Raw genomic sequence first — 19,977 nt, 5'->3', positions numbered from 1 at the left:
ATTTTGGGGTGGGTGTCTCGCCCACTCCAAAAATACACTCCTACATACTGATGCTATTGAGTACCAACGAAGGCTTGAGAGCAATGTAAGGAATTACTCGTTTTTGATTGTTGGCATCAATCTTTTGTTCTGCCATATTCAAATTTTGCTGGAACTGTCTCACTAGCAGTTCGATGGGCGTTCCCGCAAAAACTTCGTCGAAACTCATCCCGTAGAGTTCTCGGAAAGATTTATCGTAATAACCCAAACGGTCATATCGATAAGCTGACAAAATAAACATAATTTGCAGTTGGTCAGCCGCTCGTTTGTACGGAGGAAGCAACCGTAAAATGTCCTTTTCCGTAATCAGTTCTAGATTACCCGAATCGGTAATTCTAGGAATGTCCCGGTAGGCGGCCAAGGGCATATTGGCAGCAAAACTCATGTATTCATACTGGGGAAAATTGACTGCTGAATGCTGCGGGCCGCAGGTAAAAATTATAGTTGTGACAATTTTAATTAATTCTTCAACTGTGTTGATTTTGGTTGGCATTCCTTTGACTTTACCGCCCTTAGCCGAAGCTAATTCTTTGGCCCAAGCTTGCAATTCCACATCTTGGGCGATCGCGCTCTCCGTCGGGTAAAAGAAGTTGAGATAGCCCGATACAAAGGTTTCAATCGCATTCCACAGCAGCAATCCATCATCTCGGTAAGGGTAGTGAGGCAGTTGATTTGTGTCATCCATTCCCCGATTTTTCAGTTCTGCGGGCAAGGCAAATTGATCGAGACTCCACGTACTGCACGCCTCTCTACTTATTTCTATTGTCTCTGCCAAGGTGCCGGCTAGCAATTCATCGACGGGCCCGCCGGGAGCGATTAAGTGAGAACGCGCCAGATCGTTATTGGTCAACATAAAGCGAAAGTGCGGTTTCAGCAGCAGACTAAGCGGGTGATTTTTACCCAACTGTCGGGCGGTGACGATCGCGATTGGTTCCATGACAAGATGAGTTCGACCTAAATGGGAACTCATTTCATGGTGATTAGCATCTGCCACTTGTACACAGAGTTTCGCATACAGCCAATCGATAGGAGGATCGAATGGGGTAGAGACATGGCTACCCGGCGTCGGATCTAGTTGAATGGCAATAGGTGTCATTTCGCCGCGATCGCGGATTCCCGTCCACCGCCAAGCGAAAAAAGCCCGGGGTTTTGGCAAGTATTTTCTGCCTTTTTCATAGGTTCCGCCTCCTATTTTCGCAGGTGCGCGATAGTGTTCGTCAGTACCCGTGTAATCGGCAATGTAAATGTTTTTTTGCTGCAACTCTTGGCCCAGATCGAATAATGGGTGCAAACTGGAAAGACCGGCCAGTGCTTGTGCCCGAGGATCGCTCGCATCTAAGAGGCGAAGCACCATCGGATTTGCTCCAGACAGGCGCTGTTCTGCAAAAGAGCGATCGGTTTGGTAAATGTTGGCAACTCCAGGTAGCGGCAGCAGAGTAAAGAAATCTTCATAGTCTTGGAGTTCGTCGAGAGGATCGAGAAAAGTTCTCGCATCGGCGGCCAGCATATTTGCGGGAAGTTCCGATGTTGCTAATATCCGTTCTGCAATATACTTACTCGAAAAATTCTCGACTGGTGGCACATCTTTCAATAATGCCAAAGGTGATAAACTGTCATAGTCAAACTGATAAGCTTTTTGCTGACGATTCAAGGAAGCGTGGCGCTGTTCTTGGTTCGGGTCGTCTTGAGGAAGAGAAGGTTTCATATTGTCTACCATTGTATAAATCTACTCTCTTTTTGTAGTAAAATATCGGACATCATCACTATTGATCGAGGATGGAATTTAAAAAGAATTGTCCACTCTCACGCTTAATATAGGTCTTATTCACCGAGCAATAATCTTATTCCGGATTTTTTTAAACTCAGAAAAATTCCTCAAAAGAAGGCAACACTTCTCGATCTCTCTAAATCCACATAGAGCGGTTTGATTCTCCCGATAAGTAGCTCGCACTCAAGAACCCCGACTGCTCAAAGAAGTCGGGGCTCGTGGTGTTAGGTTTTTTGAGCTGGGTCTACTGATTAGCGATTAGGTATGAGTCAGTAAATATTGACCGTTGCCGTTATATTCGCCGTCGCAACTGGCGAAATTAGTCCCCAACCAAATTAAGTAAAACCGCCAGATGCGGCGAAATTTGGCATAGTCGATGTCGATGCCGTAGTTTAAATCTTTGACTATTGCCTGAGAATCGTCAAAGTTTTTCAGCCAGTTAGCAAATGTTTTGGAGTAATTAGAGCCGTTGATATACCATCTTTTAATGGTCTTGAGGTCTTTATTGTAGCTGGGAACTGCATCGTATTTCCAGTAACGGCCGTGGGGGAAAATGTATTTGTGGGTGAAAACGCTGGATATATTGTTGGGAGTGCGAACTGTGATGATGTGAATGAAAACTTTGCCGTTATCCTTCAGGAAAGAGGCCAGCTTTTGGAAAGCTTTCGTTAAATTACCCACATGACAAAAAACTCCAATGGAGAGAATTTTGTCAAATTTTGTCTCCAATTGGGCGTCGTTCAAATCGCCTTCATATAGGGTAAATCGACCGGAACTAAGGTAGCTTTCGGGGTCTTGCATCTTCTGACGCATATACTCGCATTGGTGGTGGCTCAAGTTAATCCCGGTAAAGGTGACATTGGGGAATTTGGAAAGAATGTAATTGGGAACACAACCCCAACCGCAACCAAAGTCTAAAATATTGTCGCCATCTTGAATCTCTAGCTTTTCAATCACATCATCAATCATCTGAATTTGCGATTGTTCAAGGTTTGCGGCTCCTTTTTCCCACAATCCCATGCTGTATTTAGGATAAATGAGTTTCCCCTCGCCTAGCATCGGATTCAGCATGGCTTGAGGCAAGTCGTACTGAATTTTCATTAAATCCCGCGGCCCTTCGGCTGTATGGTCTGTTTCTGTTAGTACCCATTCGTAGGGTGCAAGCAGGGACGGGAAATGCTTAAAAAAGACGGGCATCCAGGTATCAAAAAGCGATCGCAATACTGAATCTGGGACTTCTAATCCGTTGATGTAAGACTCTGCTACTGCCATTTGCACCGTGTTAACTGCACTGACTCCGAGGCGGGTTGCTCCGTAGGCGATCGGACTTTTGGTATGGATATTTCCTACGAATGGAATGTGGTTTTCGATGCTTTCTAGGGCTGTTGATGAAGTCATGGTTATACTCGTTTTAAAGATGCTGCTATTGTATCTCACAAAAATTGGCTGGTTGTTAGAGAGCAAAAAAGCTGAAACTCTTGCCAAGTAAGCGTTACATACCAAAACTCCCCAAAATCCGAAAAATCTATGGCGGTTGAAGGGGATTTGATAACGGATTTATAGGGGTTTGGGCCATCTTAATTTTATTAAGAATTATGTCAGTCCATTTGAGATTTTAGATTTGAGATTTTAGATTAACTCCACAGCTTGAATGGGGATATTTTCAGGGTGAGATGAAAATTGGAGTGTTCATTTATACCATTTTAGATTTTAGAATTGAAAATAAATGATGAGCTAAGAGTTGGACTCTTGCCTAGAGTTGCTTTCTTTTTTTAAGGTTGTGTCAGTTTGGCGGTTGAGCGGACGAAACGACAAGCAAATGCCGATCGCGACTTATAGTTAAGGAATCAGGGATACAGAAAAAATGCCCAGAAACCGGGTTTGCATACAGGTTCGCTGCAATAACAGATGTCCGCGAGATTCCTCGCTAATTAGCTAGACGCGCCACATATGCCACAGATTCACTATCTGCCGGACGATCGCACGATCGAGATAGACGACGACGATATAATTCTGGAAGCTTCCCTGCGTGCCGACATTCCCCACACCCACATCTGCGGCGGTAGCGCCCGATGTTCGACTTGCCGGGTATTGATATGTCGAAGGTTTAGAATTTTGCTCTCCGCGCACTTTGCCGGAAGAGGAACTCGCGAAAAAATTGCGTTTAGAACCGGAAATTAGGCTGGCTTGTCAGACGCAGGTTGCAGGTGGCAAGGTGATTTTGCGCCGACTGGCGATCGATTCTGAAGACTTGGAATCATTTACTGACGAAATGGCCGGAAAGTTGATTTCTTCTCCTGTGGGTCAAGAGAAGAAAATTGCTATTTTGTTTGCCGATATTCGAGGGTTTACAGCGTTTGCAGAATCGCTGTTGCCCTACGATGTAATTTATGTTTTAAATCGCTATTTCCAAAAAATGGGTTATGTTATTAACCGCAATGGCGGGATGATTAATAATTACATGGGAGATGGTTTTATGGCGCTGTTTGGGTTGGAAAATCCCGACAAGGCGGCGGAACAAGCGGTGAGGGCTGGGGTGGATATGCTGGAGGAACTAGAGAAACTCAATCCCTATTTTGAGACTTTATACCGTCACCGGTTGCGGATTGGGATTGGCATCCACTGCGGTTTGGTCGTTGTGGGGAATTTGGGGGCGTCGAAGAGTCAGACAGTTACGGCGATCGGAGATGCGGTGAATTTTGCCAGCCGGATCGAGGCTGCTAACAAGCAAGTAGGAACAAGTTTACTGATTTCCGAGGAGACTTATCAGGAAGTTAAGGAATTAGCGATCGTCAATCAGTGCGTATCAGTGCAAATTCCGGGGAAAAGTGGCGAATATCCGCTGTATGAAGTAGTCGGGATGCCGCCGCTGCCCGTGGGAATCGAAGAAGTTTCTGAGGTAAGGGAAGGTTCTATTTGGCAAATTTTTGTCAATAAATTGCGGGCTTTGTATGCTGCAGCGTACAATTGGATTAGGAAATTTTGGAGTCAAATTAGAAAACTATAGAGCCACTTTTTTGAGTTGAGTTATTTCCTAGATAAGATGAATATTCCTCAGTCAATAGTTCGCATTTTTCTCATACTCCCAACGGTAAAATAGGGGCACAACTGCGAGATAATATTCCCGGTATTGCCAGTCAAGGAATGCTTTCTACTTTTGGTGGTGGCGTGGACATTGGAGAAAGTCCACAGCAGGCAGCCCTGCGAGAAATGGAGGAAGAAACTTGCCTCACGACCAATGATTACAAAATGGATTTTATCACAACTTTTACTCACCAAAAGACCCAAAAGGATAGAAAGATTTTACAAAAAAACCACCTTTTTTTGGCTAGAGTTAGCAATTGTGATAAAATAGAAATCCAAGAAGGTGTGGGTTTGGTAGTTTTGAGAAAAGATGTAGATTTCGAGAAAGTCAACGCAGGGGAGGGTACTCAAATGGCTTGGAAATTGTTGCAAGAATATTTAAAATAAAAACTCCCACACTACGTTTTTCCCGCGAGGGGACGGAAACTTCAATACAGAACTTCTTTACAATGTTGTCAAATACGAATTCAGATTACGAATCATTACTACAACGAGCGATCGCGATCGCAGCCAAAGCTCATGAGGGGCAGGTTGACAAAGCAGGCAATCCCTATCTCGATCATCCCCTATTTGTGATGGAAAAAGTAAATTCTCTAGAGCAAAAAATCGTAGCGGTTCTACACGATGCGGTCGAAGATTCTGAACTTACACTTGAGCAACTTAGAAGCGAAGGTTTTCCTGAAGTTCTAGTCGGGGCGATCGCGGCGATTACCAAAATAGAAGGAGAAGCTTATGCAGCTTATTTAGAACGTGTGATTGCCAACCCGATCGCACTGCGAGTCAAGATCGCTGATGTTACTCATAACCTCGATCTTCGTCGCATCGCCAATCCGACAGAGGCAGATTTTCAACGGATTGCAAAATACAAAAAAGTCCTCAGTCAGTTGTGTGCCGCCTTAAAGTAATTATTAACCGCAAATATCCGCGTTCATCCGCGTGCATCTGCGGTTAAAAAAATCCCAAAATCCTAAGCCATCACCATCCCCCCATCCACATTAAAAACCTGCCCCGTTATATAAGCCGCCGCCGCATCCGCCGCCAAAAACTTCACCATTCCTGCCACTTCCTCAACTTCCCCATATCTCCCCAGGGGAATATACTTCAAAATCTCATCAGACTTGACATCCTTAGTCATATCTGTAGTAATAAAACCCGGTGCAACCGCATTCACAGTAATCCCGCGAGTCGCCAACTCTTTCGCCACAGTTTTAGTAAACCCAATTACCCCTGCTTTCGCCGCACTGTAATTAGCTTGTCCGGGATTGCCCATTTGCCCAGCAACCGAAGCAATATTAATAATTCGACCGCTTCGCTGCTTCAGCATGATTTTACTCGCAGCTTTCGCACACAAAAATACGCCCGTTAGATTCAAATCAATTACCGCTTGCCAATCTTCCAGCTTCATCCGCAGCAGCAAAGTATCGCGAGTAATGCCGGCATTGTTCACCAAAATGTCAATCCGTCCCCATTTTTCCATGACATTACTGGTGAGTAAATCTACTTGCTCAGTTTTCGAGACATCTGCTGCAAGTGCGACAGCTTCTCCTCCAGCAGCGACTATTTCTGCTACCACCTCATCAGCCGCAGCACTCGAACTCGCATAGTTTACGGCGACTTTAGCGCCCTCTGCTGCTAGGGTTAAAGCAACGGCGCGGCCGATTCCCCGCGACGCACCGGTCACGACAGCAACTTGACCCCGCAATCTCTGAAAAGTCTCTGGTAATAATTCCATAATTGTATCCTCGCAATCTACCAGAGAATTTTGCACTAAAATCGAGCCAGAACCCAAAAAATTATTTTGTCTTATGGCAGTTCAAAAACAGTTCAGCAGTTTTGAAGAGTTACTATCGGGCTCTGACTTGCCGGTGTTGGTAGATTTTTACGCTACTTGGTGCGGGCCTTGTCAGATGATGGCACCGATTTTGGAGCAAGTCAGCGGTCAGATGAAGGACAAGCTGATGGTTGTCAAAATTGACACGGATAAGTACGAACAGTTGGCGTCGCAGCATCACATTTATGCTTTGCCGACTTTGGTGCTGTTCAAAAATGGCGCTGAGGTCGATCGCATTGAGGGAGTGCTGCAAGCCGCGCAGTTGATCGATCGAGTGCAACCTCACTTGTAGCACGAGCCAATTATCTCACACCTAGGGTGCGTCAGCTAATATCTGATTAATTATAAATAAGATAATCCTAGTTGACGCACCCTACTTATGAAGACTCCCAGCCACGCTATTATCAATCTCGCAATTCTCGGCAAACCGCAACTGCCGCAAGCTAATCTAATTATTGTGATCGGCGGAATTTTGCCGGATATTCCGATATTTTTATTTTACTTTTGGGCGAAATACATTGCTCGCTTGCCCGCAGGTACAATTTGGTCAGAAGCATACTATGAGCCTTTTGTGCAAAATATTGTGGCTCTGTTTCATTCAATTCCCCTTGCGGTTATTGGTTTGCTAATTGCTTATTACTTTGGCTTGCAAAGTGTGCAAATTCTGTTTATGAGCATGATACTGCACTCTCTGGGAGATTTGCCTGTCCACAATGACGACGCTCACCGACACTTTTTTCCGTTCAGCAATTACCGTTTTATCAGTCCGATTTCTTATTGGGATAGGAAGCACTACGGGTCAATTGTTTCTTTGGTTGAAATGTTGTTAGTGCTGCTGTCAACTTACCGCGTTTTTGGTTTTGTTAATTCTTATGCTGGAAAAACGTTGTTAATTTTGGTGAATGGTTTTTACTGGGCTGGCGCGGTTTATTTTCAGGTGCGAGATTTATTTAAATTCACTTCTCAAAGATGAAACATGAACTCAAAATTACCAATTAGCAATTACCATCTTGTTAACTACGACGAATATTAAAACAGCACCAATCTTGGCGCTTCCACAGAGTAGCGACAATCCAGCCGTGCTGTTCGAGAGTGTCAGCAATTGGCTTAGCTTGTTCGAGCAAAATGCCGCTGAGCACGCCCCAAGTAGTGGGTTTGCTAATTGCAGTGAATTGCGGGATCAAATCAATGATTACTTCTGCTAGGATGTTGCATATCAAACCGTCGATCGGCTCATCGACCATTTCTTTCAAGCGATCGATACTTCCGAGCTCTGCAACTAACTGCTGAGAATTAACGCGGTTGAGTAGTCTGTTGCTAATGGTCGATCGCACTGCCAGAGGATCAGTATCCAAAGCATAAACTTTTGTAGCGCCCAACAACACTGCGCCGATCGACAAAATACCCGATCCGCAGCCGATATCCGCAACGATGCACTCTTTGTCATCAAAACCGAGCCGCATTTCCAGCGACTCCAGACAAAGTTGAGTAGTAGCGTGAGCACCGGTACCGAAAGCGACACCCGGATCTAAACGCAAAATGACGCGATCGGTATCAGTTGGTAGGGGCAGCCAGGCCGGATTAATTAAAAAGCGATCGCCCACTTCTTGAGGCTGCCAGTGTTCCTTCCAAGTGCTGCCCCAGTCCTCATCTTCAATCAAATCCCACTGCATCGCAGGTAGGGGCAAACCTGCACACAGAGCATCTTGACGCAGCCACAGAGACAGAGCGGCCAAATCCAGCAATCCTGCCTGTTCTTCGGGCAAATAAGCCGACATCAGACAGGAATTGCTTTTGATCTCAGTAGCACTTCCCCTACAGTTAAACCGTTCCAGACGCCAAAAGATGATATCTTCCAGCGCCGGATCGCAAAGAATTCTAATTTCCCACCAACTATGTGCCATAACAATTTTAGATTTTAGATTTTAGATTTTAGATTTGCCCAGGGGAACTGGAGACTGGGAACTGGGGAGTGAGGAAGGAGGATTGGCTAATAGAAAAATTCCCGCTTTCTGGCCAATTACCAACGATCAATTACCCATTACCAATTATCAGCCCTTGCATCCAAAATCTAAACTCCAAAATCCGTCAAAGATTTACCGTGTAAGCATCCCGAATTCCCGGAACTTTTAGGATCTCCGCCAGTATCCCCTCTGGTAGAGGGTCAACGATTTTAGATTTTAGATTTTAGATTTGCCCAGGGGAACTGGAGACTGGGAACTCAGGAGTGAGGGATGAGGATTGGCTAATAGAAAAATTCCCGCTTTCTGGCCAATGACCAATGACCACTTACTCATTACCAATTATCAGCCCTTGCATCCAAAATCTAAACTCCAAAATCCGTCAAAGATTTACTGTGTAAGCATCCCGAATTCCCGGAACTTTTAGGATCTCGGCCAGTATCCCCTCTGGTAGAGGGTCATCAAGGCTCAAAACCATCACCGCATCGCCTCGCACGATTTTACGGCCTACTTGCATACTGGCAATATTGACATTAAAACTCCCCAATTGGGAACCAATTTTGCCAATAATCCCCGGCATATCGCGGTGCAGGGTAAACAGCATATGGTGAGTGGGGGACACGTTGACCGGGAAATCGTCAACGCTGGTAATCCGAATTTCGCTTTCACCGAGCACTGCACCCGTGACTGTGTGTTCACCGAGGGTTCCCTTGGCCGAGAGGTGCAGGGAGCCGGTGTAGTCGCGAATTGAGGCGTCTCTGGTTTCGACGACGCGAATCCCGCGTTCTTTGGCTTCAATGCTGGCGTTGACGTAGTTAACACGCTCTCGCAGGGCTTGGGAGAGCAGGCCTTTGAGGGCGGCAACGACTACGGGTTGGCTTTGGTTACTAGCCAATTCCCCTTGAAGTTGCACATTGAGGTAATCGACTCGGCCTCCGGCTAGCTGGCTGACGAGGTTGCCGAGAGTTTCGGCGAGTTGCAGGTAGGGTTTGAGTTTTTCGATCGAATCTGGGTAAATTCCTGGTATGTTAACAGCCGATCGCGCGGGCAGCCCCAACAGTACATCACGAATTTGTTCAGCAACGTCGATCGCCACATTCACCTGAGCTTCCGCTGTGGATGCTCCCAAGTGGGGCGTTAGCACGATGTTCTGCCCGACACTCCGCAGCGGGGAATCGGCTTCGAGGGGTTCGTGTTCGTAAACGTCCAAAGCTGCGCCGGCGATCTTGCCTTCTTTGATGGCTTCTGCGAGGGCTGCTTCGTCGATGATGCCGCCTCTGGCGCAGTTTATGATGCGGGCCGTAGGCTTCATTTTCGACAGCACTTCAGCGTTAATTAAGTGCAGGGTTTCCGGCGTTTTGGGGATGTGCAGGGTGATGTAGTCGGATTCGCGCATCAGCAGTTCGAGTTCTACCAAGCGGCAACCCAACTGGTCGGCTCTTTCGGTGGAAATGAAGGGATCGTAGGCCAGCAGTTTCATGCCCATTGCTTTGGCTGCGGCCGCGAGGTGGGAGCCGATTTTGCCCAAACCGACGATGCCGAGAGTTTTTTTGTAAACTTCTACGCCGATAAAGCGGTTGCGTTCCCATTTACCACCTTTGACGGATGCGTTGGCTTCCGGGATGTGGCGGGACATTGAGAGCATCATGGCGAGCGCGTGTTCGGCTGCGGCGATCGTGTTGCCTTCGGGGGAATTGACGACTACAATTCCTTTGCGGGTAGCTGCGGGTACATCGACATTATCCACGCCGACGCCGGCTCTGCCGATGATTTTGAGTGAATTCCCGGCTTCAATGATTTCTTTGGTAACTTGGGTGCCAGAACGGATCATTAAAGCGTCGTAATCTGGAATAATTCGTACCAGTTCTTCGGCTGAGAGTCCTGTGTTTACGTCAACTTGCGCGACTTGGGACAGGATGTCAATTCCGGCTTGGTCGATCGGATCGGATACTAGAACTTTAGGCATAGCAAGCAATTGAGTGCAATAGTAAAAATAGACCGAGCGTTGGCGAGCTCAAAGTTGAGACTTATGACTTAGAGCAGTATCTAACAGCTCAGCTCAAGCTTGCCTTTGTGCAGTTTGAATTGTATCTGTATTCGGTCAAGGTCGGCCGTTTTTTGCATGAAATATTTTAGCTTGGGGGGCGATCGGACTCTCTGAATGTCTGAAAAACCCCCAAGTGCTTAGCTAGTATGTCTTTTCGGTCTATAATAGACTTTGGCTATTCAAGCCTAACTATCAGGAATTGTTTTCTAATGAATTATCTTATCGCCGTACTGCCCGATCGAATTCAAGCCGAAGCTGCCTACAATGCTCTGGAAAAAGAAGGCTTGCCCATGAAGCAAGTCAGCATTTTGGGCCGTGGCTACAAAACTGCTGATGAATTTGGCTTGATCGACCCCAACCAGCAAGCGGATAAACAAGCTAAACTCATGGCTGTTTGGCTGGTGCCGTTTGGCTTTATTGCTGGCGTTACTTTCAGTCTGATGACTCAGTTGAAGACTTTTGCGTGGGCGGGCGAAATTGGCGATCACGCGATCGGCGGAGTGCTAGGTGCGATCGCCGGCGGGATGGGCAGCTTTGTTGTTGGCGGAGCCGGGGGCATGGCTTTTGGCAGCGGCGATGCTTTGCCCTACCGCAACCGTTTGAATGCGGGTAAATTTTTGATTGCGGTTAAGGGTACTGATGATTTGACTGGGAAAGCTGCGAAGATTTTGCAGCAGTTTAAACCGGAAAATATCCAAGGTTATACAGAGACTTAAGTTATTTGTTTGTTAACAGTTGACGGTTGACTGTTGACTGTTGACTCGTGTAGTATTTGAAGGGAGTTATGGAATCACCAACTATCCCTCTACATTCTCCCCTAGAATTAACGCTCGAATTAACAGACGAGCAGTTTTTTCAGTTGTGCATTGTGAAACTTCATTAAGTTTGTAAGCATCAATAAACAATAATAGTATCCTTTAGTCAGAGAACTTAGAGAAATGTTGCGAGGAAGTTCTGAATGCAACTAGCAGAGCGGCACATCATTAAATCTACGGAGTACCGTTTCCCTGAGATTGATGACTTAGCTTTTAAATCCAAAAATCTCTACAATGCTGCTAACTACGTCATTCGTCAGAGTTTTGTTTATGGATGGAGTTACATCAATTACAACGAGATGAACAGTTTGATGAAGTCTCATCAAGCATACAAGGCAATGCCCGCAAAAGTCAGCCAACAAATCTTGATGATATTGGACAAGAATTGGAAATCGTTTTTTGAAGCGGTTAAAGCTTACAAAACTGATTCCTCTAAATTTACTGGTCGCCCAAAGCTGCCGAAGTACAAAGATAAGGTCAAAGGGCGAAACATTCTCGTCTACACGATCCAAGCAATTAGTAGCAAACAATTAAAAAAAGGGATCGTTAAGCTTTCGGGTACTCATCTCTCAATCAAAACCCAAGTAAATCCCGATCAAATCTGTCAAGTTAGAGTGGTTCCCAAATGCGATTCTTATGTAATTGAGGTAATATACGATGAACCGGAGTCCACCGCCAGCGACGATAAATTCGTAGCTAGTATTGATTTAGGACTGAATAACTTAGCGGCGTTAACTTCAAATCAGCCGGGCTTTACCCCTCTCCTGATTAACGGGCGACCATTAAAATCAATCAATCAGTTCTACAACAAACGTAAAGCACGGTTACAATCTCAATTGAAAGGAAGTCGCAAGAGTTCACCCCGCATTCAACGATTAACTCGCTGTCGCAACCAAAAAACTGACAATTACTTGCATCATACCAGTCGTTTAATTGTTGACCTTTTGGTCGCCCAACAAATTGGGACGTTAGTAATTGGCAAGAATGCACAATGGAAAACTGAGATTAATTTGGGAAAGCAAACTAATCAAAACTTTTTCAGTATTCCCCATGATCGACTAATTGAGATGTTGGAATATAAAACTCGCTTGGTGGGGATTAAGGTCGTTGTGCAAGAAGAATCTTATACTTCTCAATCAAATTTTCTCGGTTTAGATCCAATTCCTGTTTATGGAAAAACTGATAAGGATGATGTATTTACTGGCAAGCGGATCAAAAGAGGTTTGTACAAGACTTCAGCAGGTCAATTAATTAACTCCGATGTTAACGGGTCTTACAATATTCTGAGAAAAGCAATCCCAAATGCGTTTAGCAATGGGATAGAGAGCTGCGTAGTTCAGCCAAGGCGGGTCAATCCGCTCAAAGTACAAGCGAAAGGGGAGGGACTTGAGGCCTCTCATGTCATGTCATGTCATAAATGACTATACTTTTATTAGCTATGACCTATGAAAATCCTCCACGGGACTTGGATTCCTCAAACAGAAGAGAATTTTATTCAACCTGGAACGTTTTATATTTGGGTTGAAACTACTGAAAAGAAAAAACAGCCTGCTAAGGTTCATCCCCGACAATTGGGGACGGCACAGTTAAGAGAGTTTCTAACGAAAGAAGCCGGGATGCAACTGGCACCAGTCAGCAATACAAGTGCGATGGGGCGAGAATACGCGATCGTCCCTCGGTATTTTTTACTGCCCACTGCCGACAACCAGCCGTTGCCCTCTTTAGAACTAGCGCGATATTTAGAGACAGAGTTACCCGAAACATTTGAGTTGGAGTATTGGCAAGTTGATTGTGTTTCCATCGCCACCCACACTTTGACTAAAGTATTGAACGATCTGCATTTTTTTGCCCTCTACGATGTAGCAGAAGTTCAGTTTGGTTCAGACTTGCTATTTTGGTATCACTACACCCAAAATTTTAAGCAAATTGTTCTGAAAGATCATTATATTCCGGCGTTGCGCTATCGAGAAACTGCTCCGATCGCGATCGCACCCATCGAAACATCCGAACCCGCTGAGAAAGCCACGCGCGGGCGTAAGAAAGCGGGCGAGACAAAAACTAAAACAACTGCAAAAACTCCAAAAACACCTGCCAAAATTGCACCCAGCTTTGAGATTTATCCGGGATGGGAAATTGTTTCAACACAGTACGAAACTGATTTACAACGCTATGTTGAATGGATGCCTTTAGTTTGTGTGTCCGGTTTTCGGAAGATCCAGCTACAAGATACACCAAAGTTCTACGATCGCGAACGGTTGCTGCGGCATTTTTCGGAGTGTGCGATCGCGGAAATTGTCACTCAAACCCCCATCCCAGCATCGTTTGAAAATAAGATTGCGGATTCTTTACTCCAACTCTGCCTCAACCAAACACGAAAAATCGCGCGAGTAAGCCTTGAACAATATCGGCAATGGCAAACCTGGCGCGATCGCATTACGCGCAATCAATCTGCTGACTCATTCTCCCTCTGCTTTCAACTACAATCCCCCGAAAACCCCGAACAGCCTTGGCTTTTAGAGTTTCAGGTGGCTGCGAAAAAAGACCCATCTCTGCGGATGCCGTTGCAGGATTATTGGCGATCGCGATCGACTCAACAAAAACAGTTGCAAACACAATTCGGAGACAACTTTGAGCAACATTTGCTGACAAATCTCGGCTACGCTGCCCGCATTTATCCCCAACTTTGGCAAGGGCTAGAAACCGACAAACCCGTTAACATTTCCCTCAGCTTAGATGATGCCTTCACCTTCCTCAGCGAGTCCGCTTGGGTATTAGAAGATGCCGGATATAAAGTGATTGTCCCCGCTTGGTGGACGCCGAAGGGACGGCAGCGGGCGAAGATTCGCCTGCAAGTCAAAGGGAAGGGCAGCAAGAGCGCTGCAATCAAGGGCAAAGGATTGTTTTCGGCGGATTCCTTGGTGGAATATCAATATGAATTGGCGATCGGGGGTGAACGGGTTAGCGAACAAGAATGGCAGGCGTTAGTAAATAGCAAAACACCGCTGGTGCAGTTCCGAGGACAATGGATGGAACTGGACAAAGACAAGATGCAGGAGATGTTGGAGTTTTGGAAAAAACATCGCCAAGAAAACCCCGATTTAAGCCTGATTGACTTTATGAAGCTGACGGCGGAAGGAGAAGCGAGCGAACAGTTGGAAGTGGAGCGCGATCGGGCTTTATCGGATATGTTAGAGAAGCTGAACGATAAGAGTCGGTTAGAGTTAATTGCAGATCCAGCAAAGTTTCAGGGAAAGTTACGGGATTACCAAAAGCGCGGCGTTTCTTGGTTGAGTTATTTGGAAAGTTTGGGATTAAATGGCTGTCTTGCCGATGATATGGGTTTGGGTAAATCGGCGCAGGTAATTGCTCGATTATTGCAAGAGCGGGAAGTTTTATCTACTACAAAAGAGACCGAAAAAGCGGTCGCACCTTCGGTTCTACCCACGCTGCTAATTGCGCCAACATCCGTAGTTGGTAACTGGCAAAAGGAAATGGAAAAATTTGCTCCAGAATTGCGATCGCTCATACACCACGGCCCTCAACGTTTGCAAGATGCCAAAGCATTTAAAGCCGCCGTCCAAGATTGTGATATGTTGATCACTTCCTTTACCTTGGCGCGCAAAGACGAGAAACTGTTGAGCAGCGTAGCGTGGCATCGCTTAGTAATTGATGAAGCGCAGAATATTAAAAATCCGAAAGCGGCGCAAACAAAGGCGATCTTAAAGTTGCCTGCTACCCATCGGTTGGCGCTGACTGGAACACCCGTGGAAAATCGATTGCTGGATTTATGGTCAATTTTTAATTTCCTCAATCCGGGCTATCTGGGTAAAGAGGCGCAGTTTCGGAAGTTGTTTGAGATCCCCATTCAAAAAAATGGGAGTCGCACGCAATCGGCAGCGCTCAAAAAATTAGTGGAACCCTTTATTCTCCGGCGCCTGAAAACCGATAAGTCGATTATTCAGGATCTCCCCGACAAAGTTGAGCAAAAGCTCTACTGCAATCTCACCCGCGAGCAAGCTTCGCTTTATGAAGCGATCGTCAAAGAGGTAGAACAAGAAATTGACGCGGCGGAAGGGATGAAGCGCAAGGGGATGATTTTGGCGACACTGCTGAAGCTGAAGCAAATTTGTAACCATCCGCGGCAGTTTTTGCAAGATGAAAGTGAGTTTACACCAGAGCGATCGCACAAACTGGAACGGCTGATCGAGATGATTGAGGAAGTCAAAGCAGAAGGCGAAAGTTTATTGGTATTTACGCAGTTTACAGAACTGGGAAGCGCGTTGGAAAAATATATTAAACAAACGCTACATTACAACACTTACTACATCCACGGGGGAACCAGTCGCGAAAAACGGGAACGGATGATTTCAGAGTTTCAAGATCCAGAATCTGAACCTTCGGTATTTATTCTGTCACTGAAGGCGGGCGGCGTGGGAATTACGCTGACAAAAGCCAATCACGTGTTCCATTTCGATCGCTGGTGGAATCCGGCGGTGGAAGATCAGGCAACGGATCGGGCGTTTCGGATCGGACAGGAAAAAAATGTGTTTGTGCATAAGTTTGTGGCGATTGGCACTTTGGAAGAAAAGATTGACCAAATGATTGAGGACAAAAAGAAATTGGCAGGGTCAATTATTGGTGCGGATGAGTCGTGGTTGACTGAGTTGGATAATGAGGCATTTAAGAAATTAATTAGGCTCAATAAAAATGCGGTTCTAGATTAGGAGAAATCAAAAAAAATGTCACAATTTACTCGGACTTGGTGGGGCAATAAATTTATCGATGCGTTAGAAAGATTTACAGATTCTGGGCGACTCGGACGGGGACGTTCCTATGCACGGAATGACAAGGTAAAAAGCTTTAAGATTAATGATGGCTTAGTGATGGCAGAAGTAAGGGGGTCGGTAAATCCTTATTTTGGGGTTTATAAGGAGCCACTCTACAAAACTAAAATTGAGTTTCAGGCGATTAGTCAGGAAAAGTGGAAAGTGGCGATCGCCCAAATGGCATCAAAAGCCAGCTTCATTTCTCGGCTGCTAATAAACGAAATGCCTGACAACATTGAAAATGCTTTCTCACCCCTCGGATTGCACCTTTTACCCAACAGCCGTGAGGACTTTAAAACCACTTGCTCTTGCCCAGACTATAGCAATCCCTGCAAACATATTGCCGGAGTTTATTATTTGGTGGCGGCCGAATTGGACAAAGATCCATTTTTACTGTTTGAATTACGGGGGCTTTCTAAGGAAGTGCTGCACCGCGAATTAGCAAAAACGCCTTTGGGCTTGGCGCTGGCGGCGGAGTTGACGGCTGATGCAGCGGCCCCTGTGGCGGTGGATTCCTATTACACGCAGGCGATCACCAGTGAGGCGCAAACGGTTAGCCTGAAAGAGTTTTGGCATGGTGCGAAGCGATTACCGCAGACGATTGAGGTGGCAGCGCCAAGTGGGGTAAGTGCGATCGTGGTGAAGAAACAGGGAGATTTTCCACAGTTTTGGCACAAGGATGGTTCGTTTATTGAGGCGATGGAAGAGCTGTATTTGCGGGTGAAGAAGAATAAGTAGTTGGGTGGACAATTTTGCTGCCATACTCGATCGAGATCTTGCAAAAACTTTAACTCGAAGACTTCATAGATTTGGTACAATAATCGTGCTCATCATATCAGCTTTACCAGCAACTAAAATCATAAGATCGTTATTTGATGATCTTAGACTATAATTAAAGTAGTGCGACTGTTAAAAAAGTAGACTTTTGAGTTACAGCAAGCTTTGGCAATTTCAAATTAGAATCTAGCATTAACTGATGTTACAAAGAGAAGAACTGTTAAAAGGCATCGAAAACCGCGAATGTGTGGCGCGGGCGATCGACCAAGCAGAACAAGCAATTAAAACTTGGGAAGTTACTCAGACTGATTTTCTGTCGCCACCAGAATTGGCGGACACTCTGACGGTATTTAAGCGCTTAACAGACGTGGAATTAGTGGCTTGGGGCGGCTACCCGCAAGCTGAAAGACAAAGAATTGCGATCGCGCGATCGGAAATCCCGATCGACTCTGCTAGCGTTAACGTTGCTGCGGTAGAAATCGCTGGCAATTTCTTGTTCGATACAGCTTCTCACCGCGACTTTTTGGGGGCGATGTTGGGTACGGGAATTGTCCGCGAGAAAACTGGCGATGTGATTGTTTTGGGAGAACGCGGCGCGCAAGCCATTGTCATGCCGGAGATGGTAGAGTATTTGGAGATGAGTTTGCAGCAAGTGCGATCGGTTCCTGTGCAAACGCGGCGCATTGAGTTGAGCGAACTCAAAATTAGAGAACCCAAAAAGAAAGAAATGACAACCGTTGAAGCATCCATGAGATTGGATGCTGTCGCCTCGGCTGGGTTCGCAATGTCTCGCAGCAAAATGGCCGATTTGATTGATAGTGGCGACGTGCGAGTTAACTGGAAAGACGTTACTCAAGCTAGTTATAATGTCAAGTCGGGAGATTTAATTGCTGTTACGGGCAAGGGAAGATTGGAAATTGGGGAAGTTGCTGTTACTAAGAAGGAACGCTATCGAGTGCAGTTAACTCGATATTTGTAATTTATAGCCCAGAAAGCGGGGTTTTTTACCAGCAATTGAGGACACGGCAGTGCCGTTTCCCTACCCCAAAACATCGTAGCAAGGGCGATAACTCGCCCGCCATCGCCCTTGCGAGGATAAGTAGTTAAGCAAAATTAATTACATAATTATCTCCAAATTCTTTAAGAATTTTTTCTACAGATGAAACAAGAGATTGCCAGCTAGAGTAGGCATCTATTTCGGGAGCATAACAGTTATGTGCTCAGTATAAATACTGATGATAATTTACTGTAGTTTAGACTAACCAAAGATGAGAACGGTGGCAAAAGAAGAACTAGAGCCACCGCGCCAGGAGAGAATGAGGGTGAAAAATAAAACCTATCCACTCCTTAAATGAACAGTGAACGATTAAAGGACTTTCCTGGGAGCAGCATACGAGTTATTGGTGCTGGCCTCATATGCAACAAGAGAGCTGATGGATGCAATGATGACCACTCCGAATGCGTCATGTTTAGCGGAATTTTCACTCAATCCATTATTCAAGCGTCAATGGCCAAGCATCTATGAAGCGTTACAAGACTGTAGACCTGATCGGAAAAAACTGATGTTGCTGTATCTGAAGCAATTACAGAAAGAAGCACCCCCAACAGAACACATATTAGTGGCAATCGACCACACTGCATGGGGGAGACGAGATGCCAAAACGTTAAAAGACAGAACCCATGAATATCAGAGGGGCTCCATTGTTGGACAGGGATACAGTACAATTGCGTGGATACCTGAAGTACAAGGAAGTTGGGCATTACCCCTACTTCATGAAAGAATTAGTAGTGGGTCTTCACCCATACTTCAAGCAGCTTCCCAACTCAAACTTGTCTGTGAACAGAGTGTCAACAAGCGTTTTAGCAGTTTTGGATGCTGAATATGGAAATGCAAGTTGGGTGCTGGCGCTAACGCAAGCTTCCATCCTTGCTGATTGTTTAATGAGAGTCCGAAAAAATGCCTGCTTATGGTCAGCACCACCAGCTTATAGTGGTCGCGGTAGACCACGGAAACATGGGCAAAAAATGAGACTCAACGACGCAACCACATGGCTCGAAGCTGATACTACGATTGAAATTGATGAACATCCAGATTTGGGACAAGTCCGAGTCAGACAATGGATTAACTTACATTTTTATCGTGCCCCTAAACAAAAAGTCAATTTAATCCTGGTGGAAAGAATGAAGCCCATGTCAAACGGTCAGCCGTTTCCACCCTTATGGTTGGCTTGGGTTGGAGAACGAACTCTACCCAAGCGAAACAGTTTGGTTTAAGTATTTACAACGTTTTGGAGTGGATCATTGGTATCGATTTGCATTCGCAACGATTACATTGGACATTGCCTAACTTGAGAACTCCCGAACAATGTGAACGGTGGAGCGATTTAATGCCGTTGATGAGTTGGCAACTCTGGGACGGCTAGGGATTTAGTGGTTGAAAATATACTACGCGGGGCAATCTGCTAATATCAATGTAACTCCTGGACGTGTTGCCCAATCCATGTTGTCGCTTTTAGTTGACATTGGTACTCCTACTAAAATCCCTAAACATAGGGGAAAATCCCCCAGGGGGAACGCATCTTATTGAACACTGTTCATAAGTGGTGAGTATATTGTGAGATAAATTCACCATTCTTAGAAGCTACCGACAGGCTTTGTAATGACTTTTTAGATAAAATAGGAACTGATTAATGGTGGTTTTTACTTAATGCTAATTTTGAGACAATAAAAATATTACAACCACTGTTTATACCAGGGTAAACGCATCTTAATTTCAACCTAAAACATGATAAGATTAAGTATTTAGCTAAATCAAGTGCGTAATTCATA

At 45.4% G+C, this 19,977-nt stretch carries 18 protein-coding genes; 13 read left to right on the top strand and 5 right to left on the bottom strand.

What is annotated here, in order from left to right:
- Nucleotides 1-40: 40 nt before the first annotated feature.
- A complete protein-coding gene (locus QT994_RS21110) occupies nt 41-1,756 on the bottom strand; it encodes a lipoxygenase family protein (RefSeq protein ID WP_333177831.1) in 1,716 nt (571 codons plus the stop codon).
- A gap of 309 nt (nt 1,757-2,065) precedes the next feature.
- Nucleotides 2,066-3,205, bottom strand: a complete 1,140-nt coding sequence (locus QT994_RS21105) for a class I SAM-dependent methyltransferase (protein ID WP_333048929.1) — start codon at nt 3,203-3,205, stop codon at nt 2,066-2,068.
- Between the two features lie 552 nt (nt 3,206-3,757).
- Here QT994_RS21105 and QT994_RS21100 point away from each other — a divergent pair.
- From QT994_RS21100 to QT994_RS21085, 4 genes are all read left to right on the top strand, one after another.
- Complete coding sequence (locus QT994_RS21100; protein WP_333177829.1) at nt 3,758-3,988, top strand: 2Fe-2S iron-sulfur cluster-binding protein; 231 nt, start codon at nt 3,758-3,760, stop codon at nt 3,986-3,988.
- Nucleotides 3,966-4,814 carry an adenylate/guanylate cyclase domain-containing protein gene (locus tag QT994_RS21095; protein WP_333177827.1) on the top strand — a complete coding sequence of 283 codons (849 nt, stop codon included), beginning with the start codon at nt 3,966-3,968 and terminating at the stop codon, nt 4,812-4,814. Before QT994_RS21100 ends, QT994_RS21095 begins: the two co-directional genes overlap by 23 nt.
- Before the next feature lie 137 nt (nt 4,815-4,951).
- Nucleotides 4,952-5,278 (top strand): NUDIX domain-containing protein, encoded by a 327-nt coding sequence (locus tag QT994_RS21090; RefSeq protein ID WP_333177825.1) that lies wholly within the window; start codon nt 4,952-4,954, stop codon nt 5,276-5,278.
- Between the two features lie 62 nt (nt 5,279-5,340).
- Nucleotides 5,341-5,796, top strand: coding sequence for an HD domain-containing protein (locus QT994_RS21085; RefSeq protein ID WP_333177823.1), 456 nt, complete (start codon nt 5,341-5,343; stop codon nt 5,794-5,796).
- Nucleotides 5,797-5,858: 62 nt separating this feature from the next.
- Here QT994_RS21085 and fabG read toward each other — a convergent pair whose 3' ends face one another.
- Complete coding sequence (fabG, locus tag QT994_RS21080) at nt 5,859-6,623, bottom strand: 3-oxoacyl-[acyl-carrier-protein] reductase (RefSeq protein ID WP_333152311.1); 765 nt, start codon at nt 6,621-6,623, stop codon at nt 5,859-5,861.
- 73 nt (nt 6,624-6,696) lie between these two features.
- On the opposite strand from fabG, the gene trxA reads away from it, so the two are divergent.
- Complete coding sequence (trxA, locus tag QT994_RS21075; protein ID WP_333048924.1) at nt 6,697-7,014, top strand: thioredoxin; 318 nt, start codon at nt 6,697-6,699, stop codon at nt 7,012-7,014.
- Between the two features lie 87 nt (nt 7,015-7,101).
- Entirely contained in the window at nt 7,102-7,695 is a 594-nt protein-coding gene (locus QT994_RS21070) for a hypothetical protein (RefSeq protein WP_333177820.1), read from the top strand.
- Nucleotides 7,696-7,735: 40 nt separating this feature from the next.
- Here the strand turns inward: QT994_RS21070 and prmA are convergent, their stop codons facing one another.
- Together prmA and serA are read right to left on the bottom strand one after the other, a co-directional pair.
- Nucleotides 7,736-8,626: a 50S ribosomal protein L11 methyltransferase gene (gene prmA / locus QT994_RS21065; RefSeq protein WP_333177817.1), complete on the bottom strand. Its 891-nt coding sequence runs from the start codon at nt 8,624-8,626 to the stop codon at nt 7,736-7,738.
- Nucleotides 8,627-9,065: 439 nt separating this feature from the next.
- Nucleotides 9,066-10,649, bottom strand: a complete 1,584-nt coding sequence (gene serA, locus QT994_RS21060; protein ID WP_333048921.1) for a phosphoglycerate dehydrogenase — start codon at nt 10,647-10,649, stop codon at nt 9,066-9,068.
- Between the two features lie 290 nt (nt 10,650-10,939).
- Here serA and QT994_RS21055 point away from each other — a divergent pair, with 290 nt between their 5' ends.
- The 7 genes from QT994_RS21055 (at nt 10,940) to QT994_RS21025 (ending at nt 19,422) form a co-directional block, all read left to right on the top strand.
- The gene (locus QT994_RS21055; RefSeq protein ID WP_333048920.1) at nt 10,940-11,446 is read left to right on the top strand and encodes a hypothetical protein; all 507 of its coding nucleotides are present in this window, start codon (nt 10,940-10,942) and stop codon (nt 11,444-11,446) included.
- Nucleotides 11,447-11,688: 242 nt separating this feature from the next.
- Complete coding sequence (locus QT994_RS21050; RefSeq protein ID WP_333177814.1) at nt 11,689-12,966, top strand: transposase; 1,278 nt, start codon at nt 11,689-11,691, stop codon at nt 12,964-12,966.
- A gap of 24 nt (nt 12,967-12,990) precedes the next feature.
- Nucleotides 12,991-16,269, top strand: coding sequence for a DEAD/DEAH box helicase (locus QT994_RS21045; RefSeq protein ID WP_333177812.1), 3,279 nt, complete (start codon nt 12,991-12,993; stop codon nt 16,267-16,269).
- A 15-nt stretch (nt 16,270-16,284) separates the two neighbouring features.
- Nucleotides 16,285-17,109 (top strand): SWIM zinc finger family protein, encoded by an 825-nt coding sequence (locus tag QT994_RS21040; RefSeq protein WP_333177809.1) that lies wholly within the window; start codon nt 16,285-16,287, stop codon nt 17,107-17,109.
- A 238-nt stretch (nt 17,110-17,347) separates the two neighbouring features.
- Entirely contained in the window at nt 17,348-18,127 is a 780-nt protein-coding gene (locus QT994_RS21035) for a photosystem II S4 domain protein (protein WP_333177805.1), read from the top strand.
- Between the two features lie 583 nt (nt 18,128-18,710).
- Entirely contained in the window at nt 18,711-19,028 is a 318-nt protein-coding gene (locus QT994_RS21030) for a hypothetical protein (RefSeq protein WP_333177802.1), read from the top strand.
- Complete coding sequence (locus QT994_RS21025; RefSeq protein WP_333177799.1) at nt 18,994-19,422, top strand: transposase; 429 nt, start codon at nt 18,994-18,996, stop codon at nt 19,420-19,422. Before QT994_RS21030 ends, QT994_RS21025 begins: the two co-directional genes overlap by 35 nt.
- The last annotated feature ends 555 nt before the right edge of the window (nt 19,423-19,977 follow it).

It is taken from the genome of Microcoleus sp. S13_B4 (assembly GCF_036700885.1).
GTDB lineage: Bacteria > Cyanobacteriota > Cyanobacteriia > Cyanobacteriales > Microcoleaceae > Microcoleus.
This window is presented reverse-complemented; position numbering and strand designations above follow the sequence as displayed.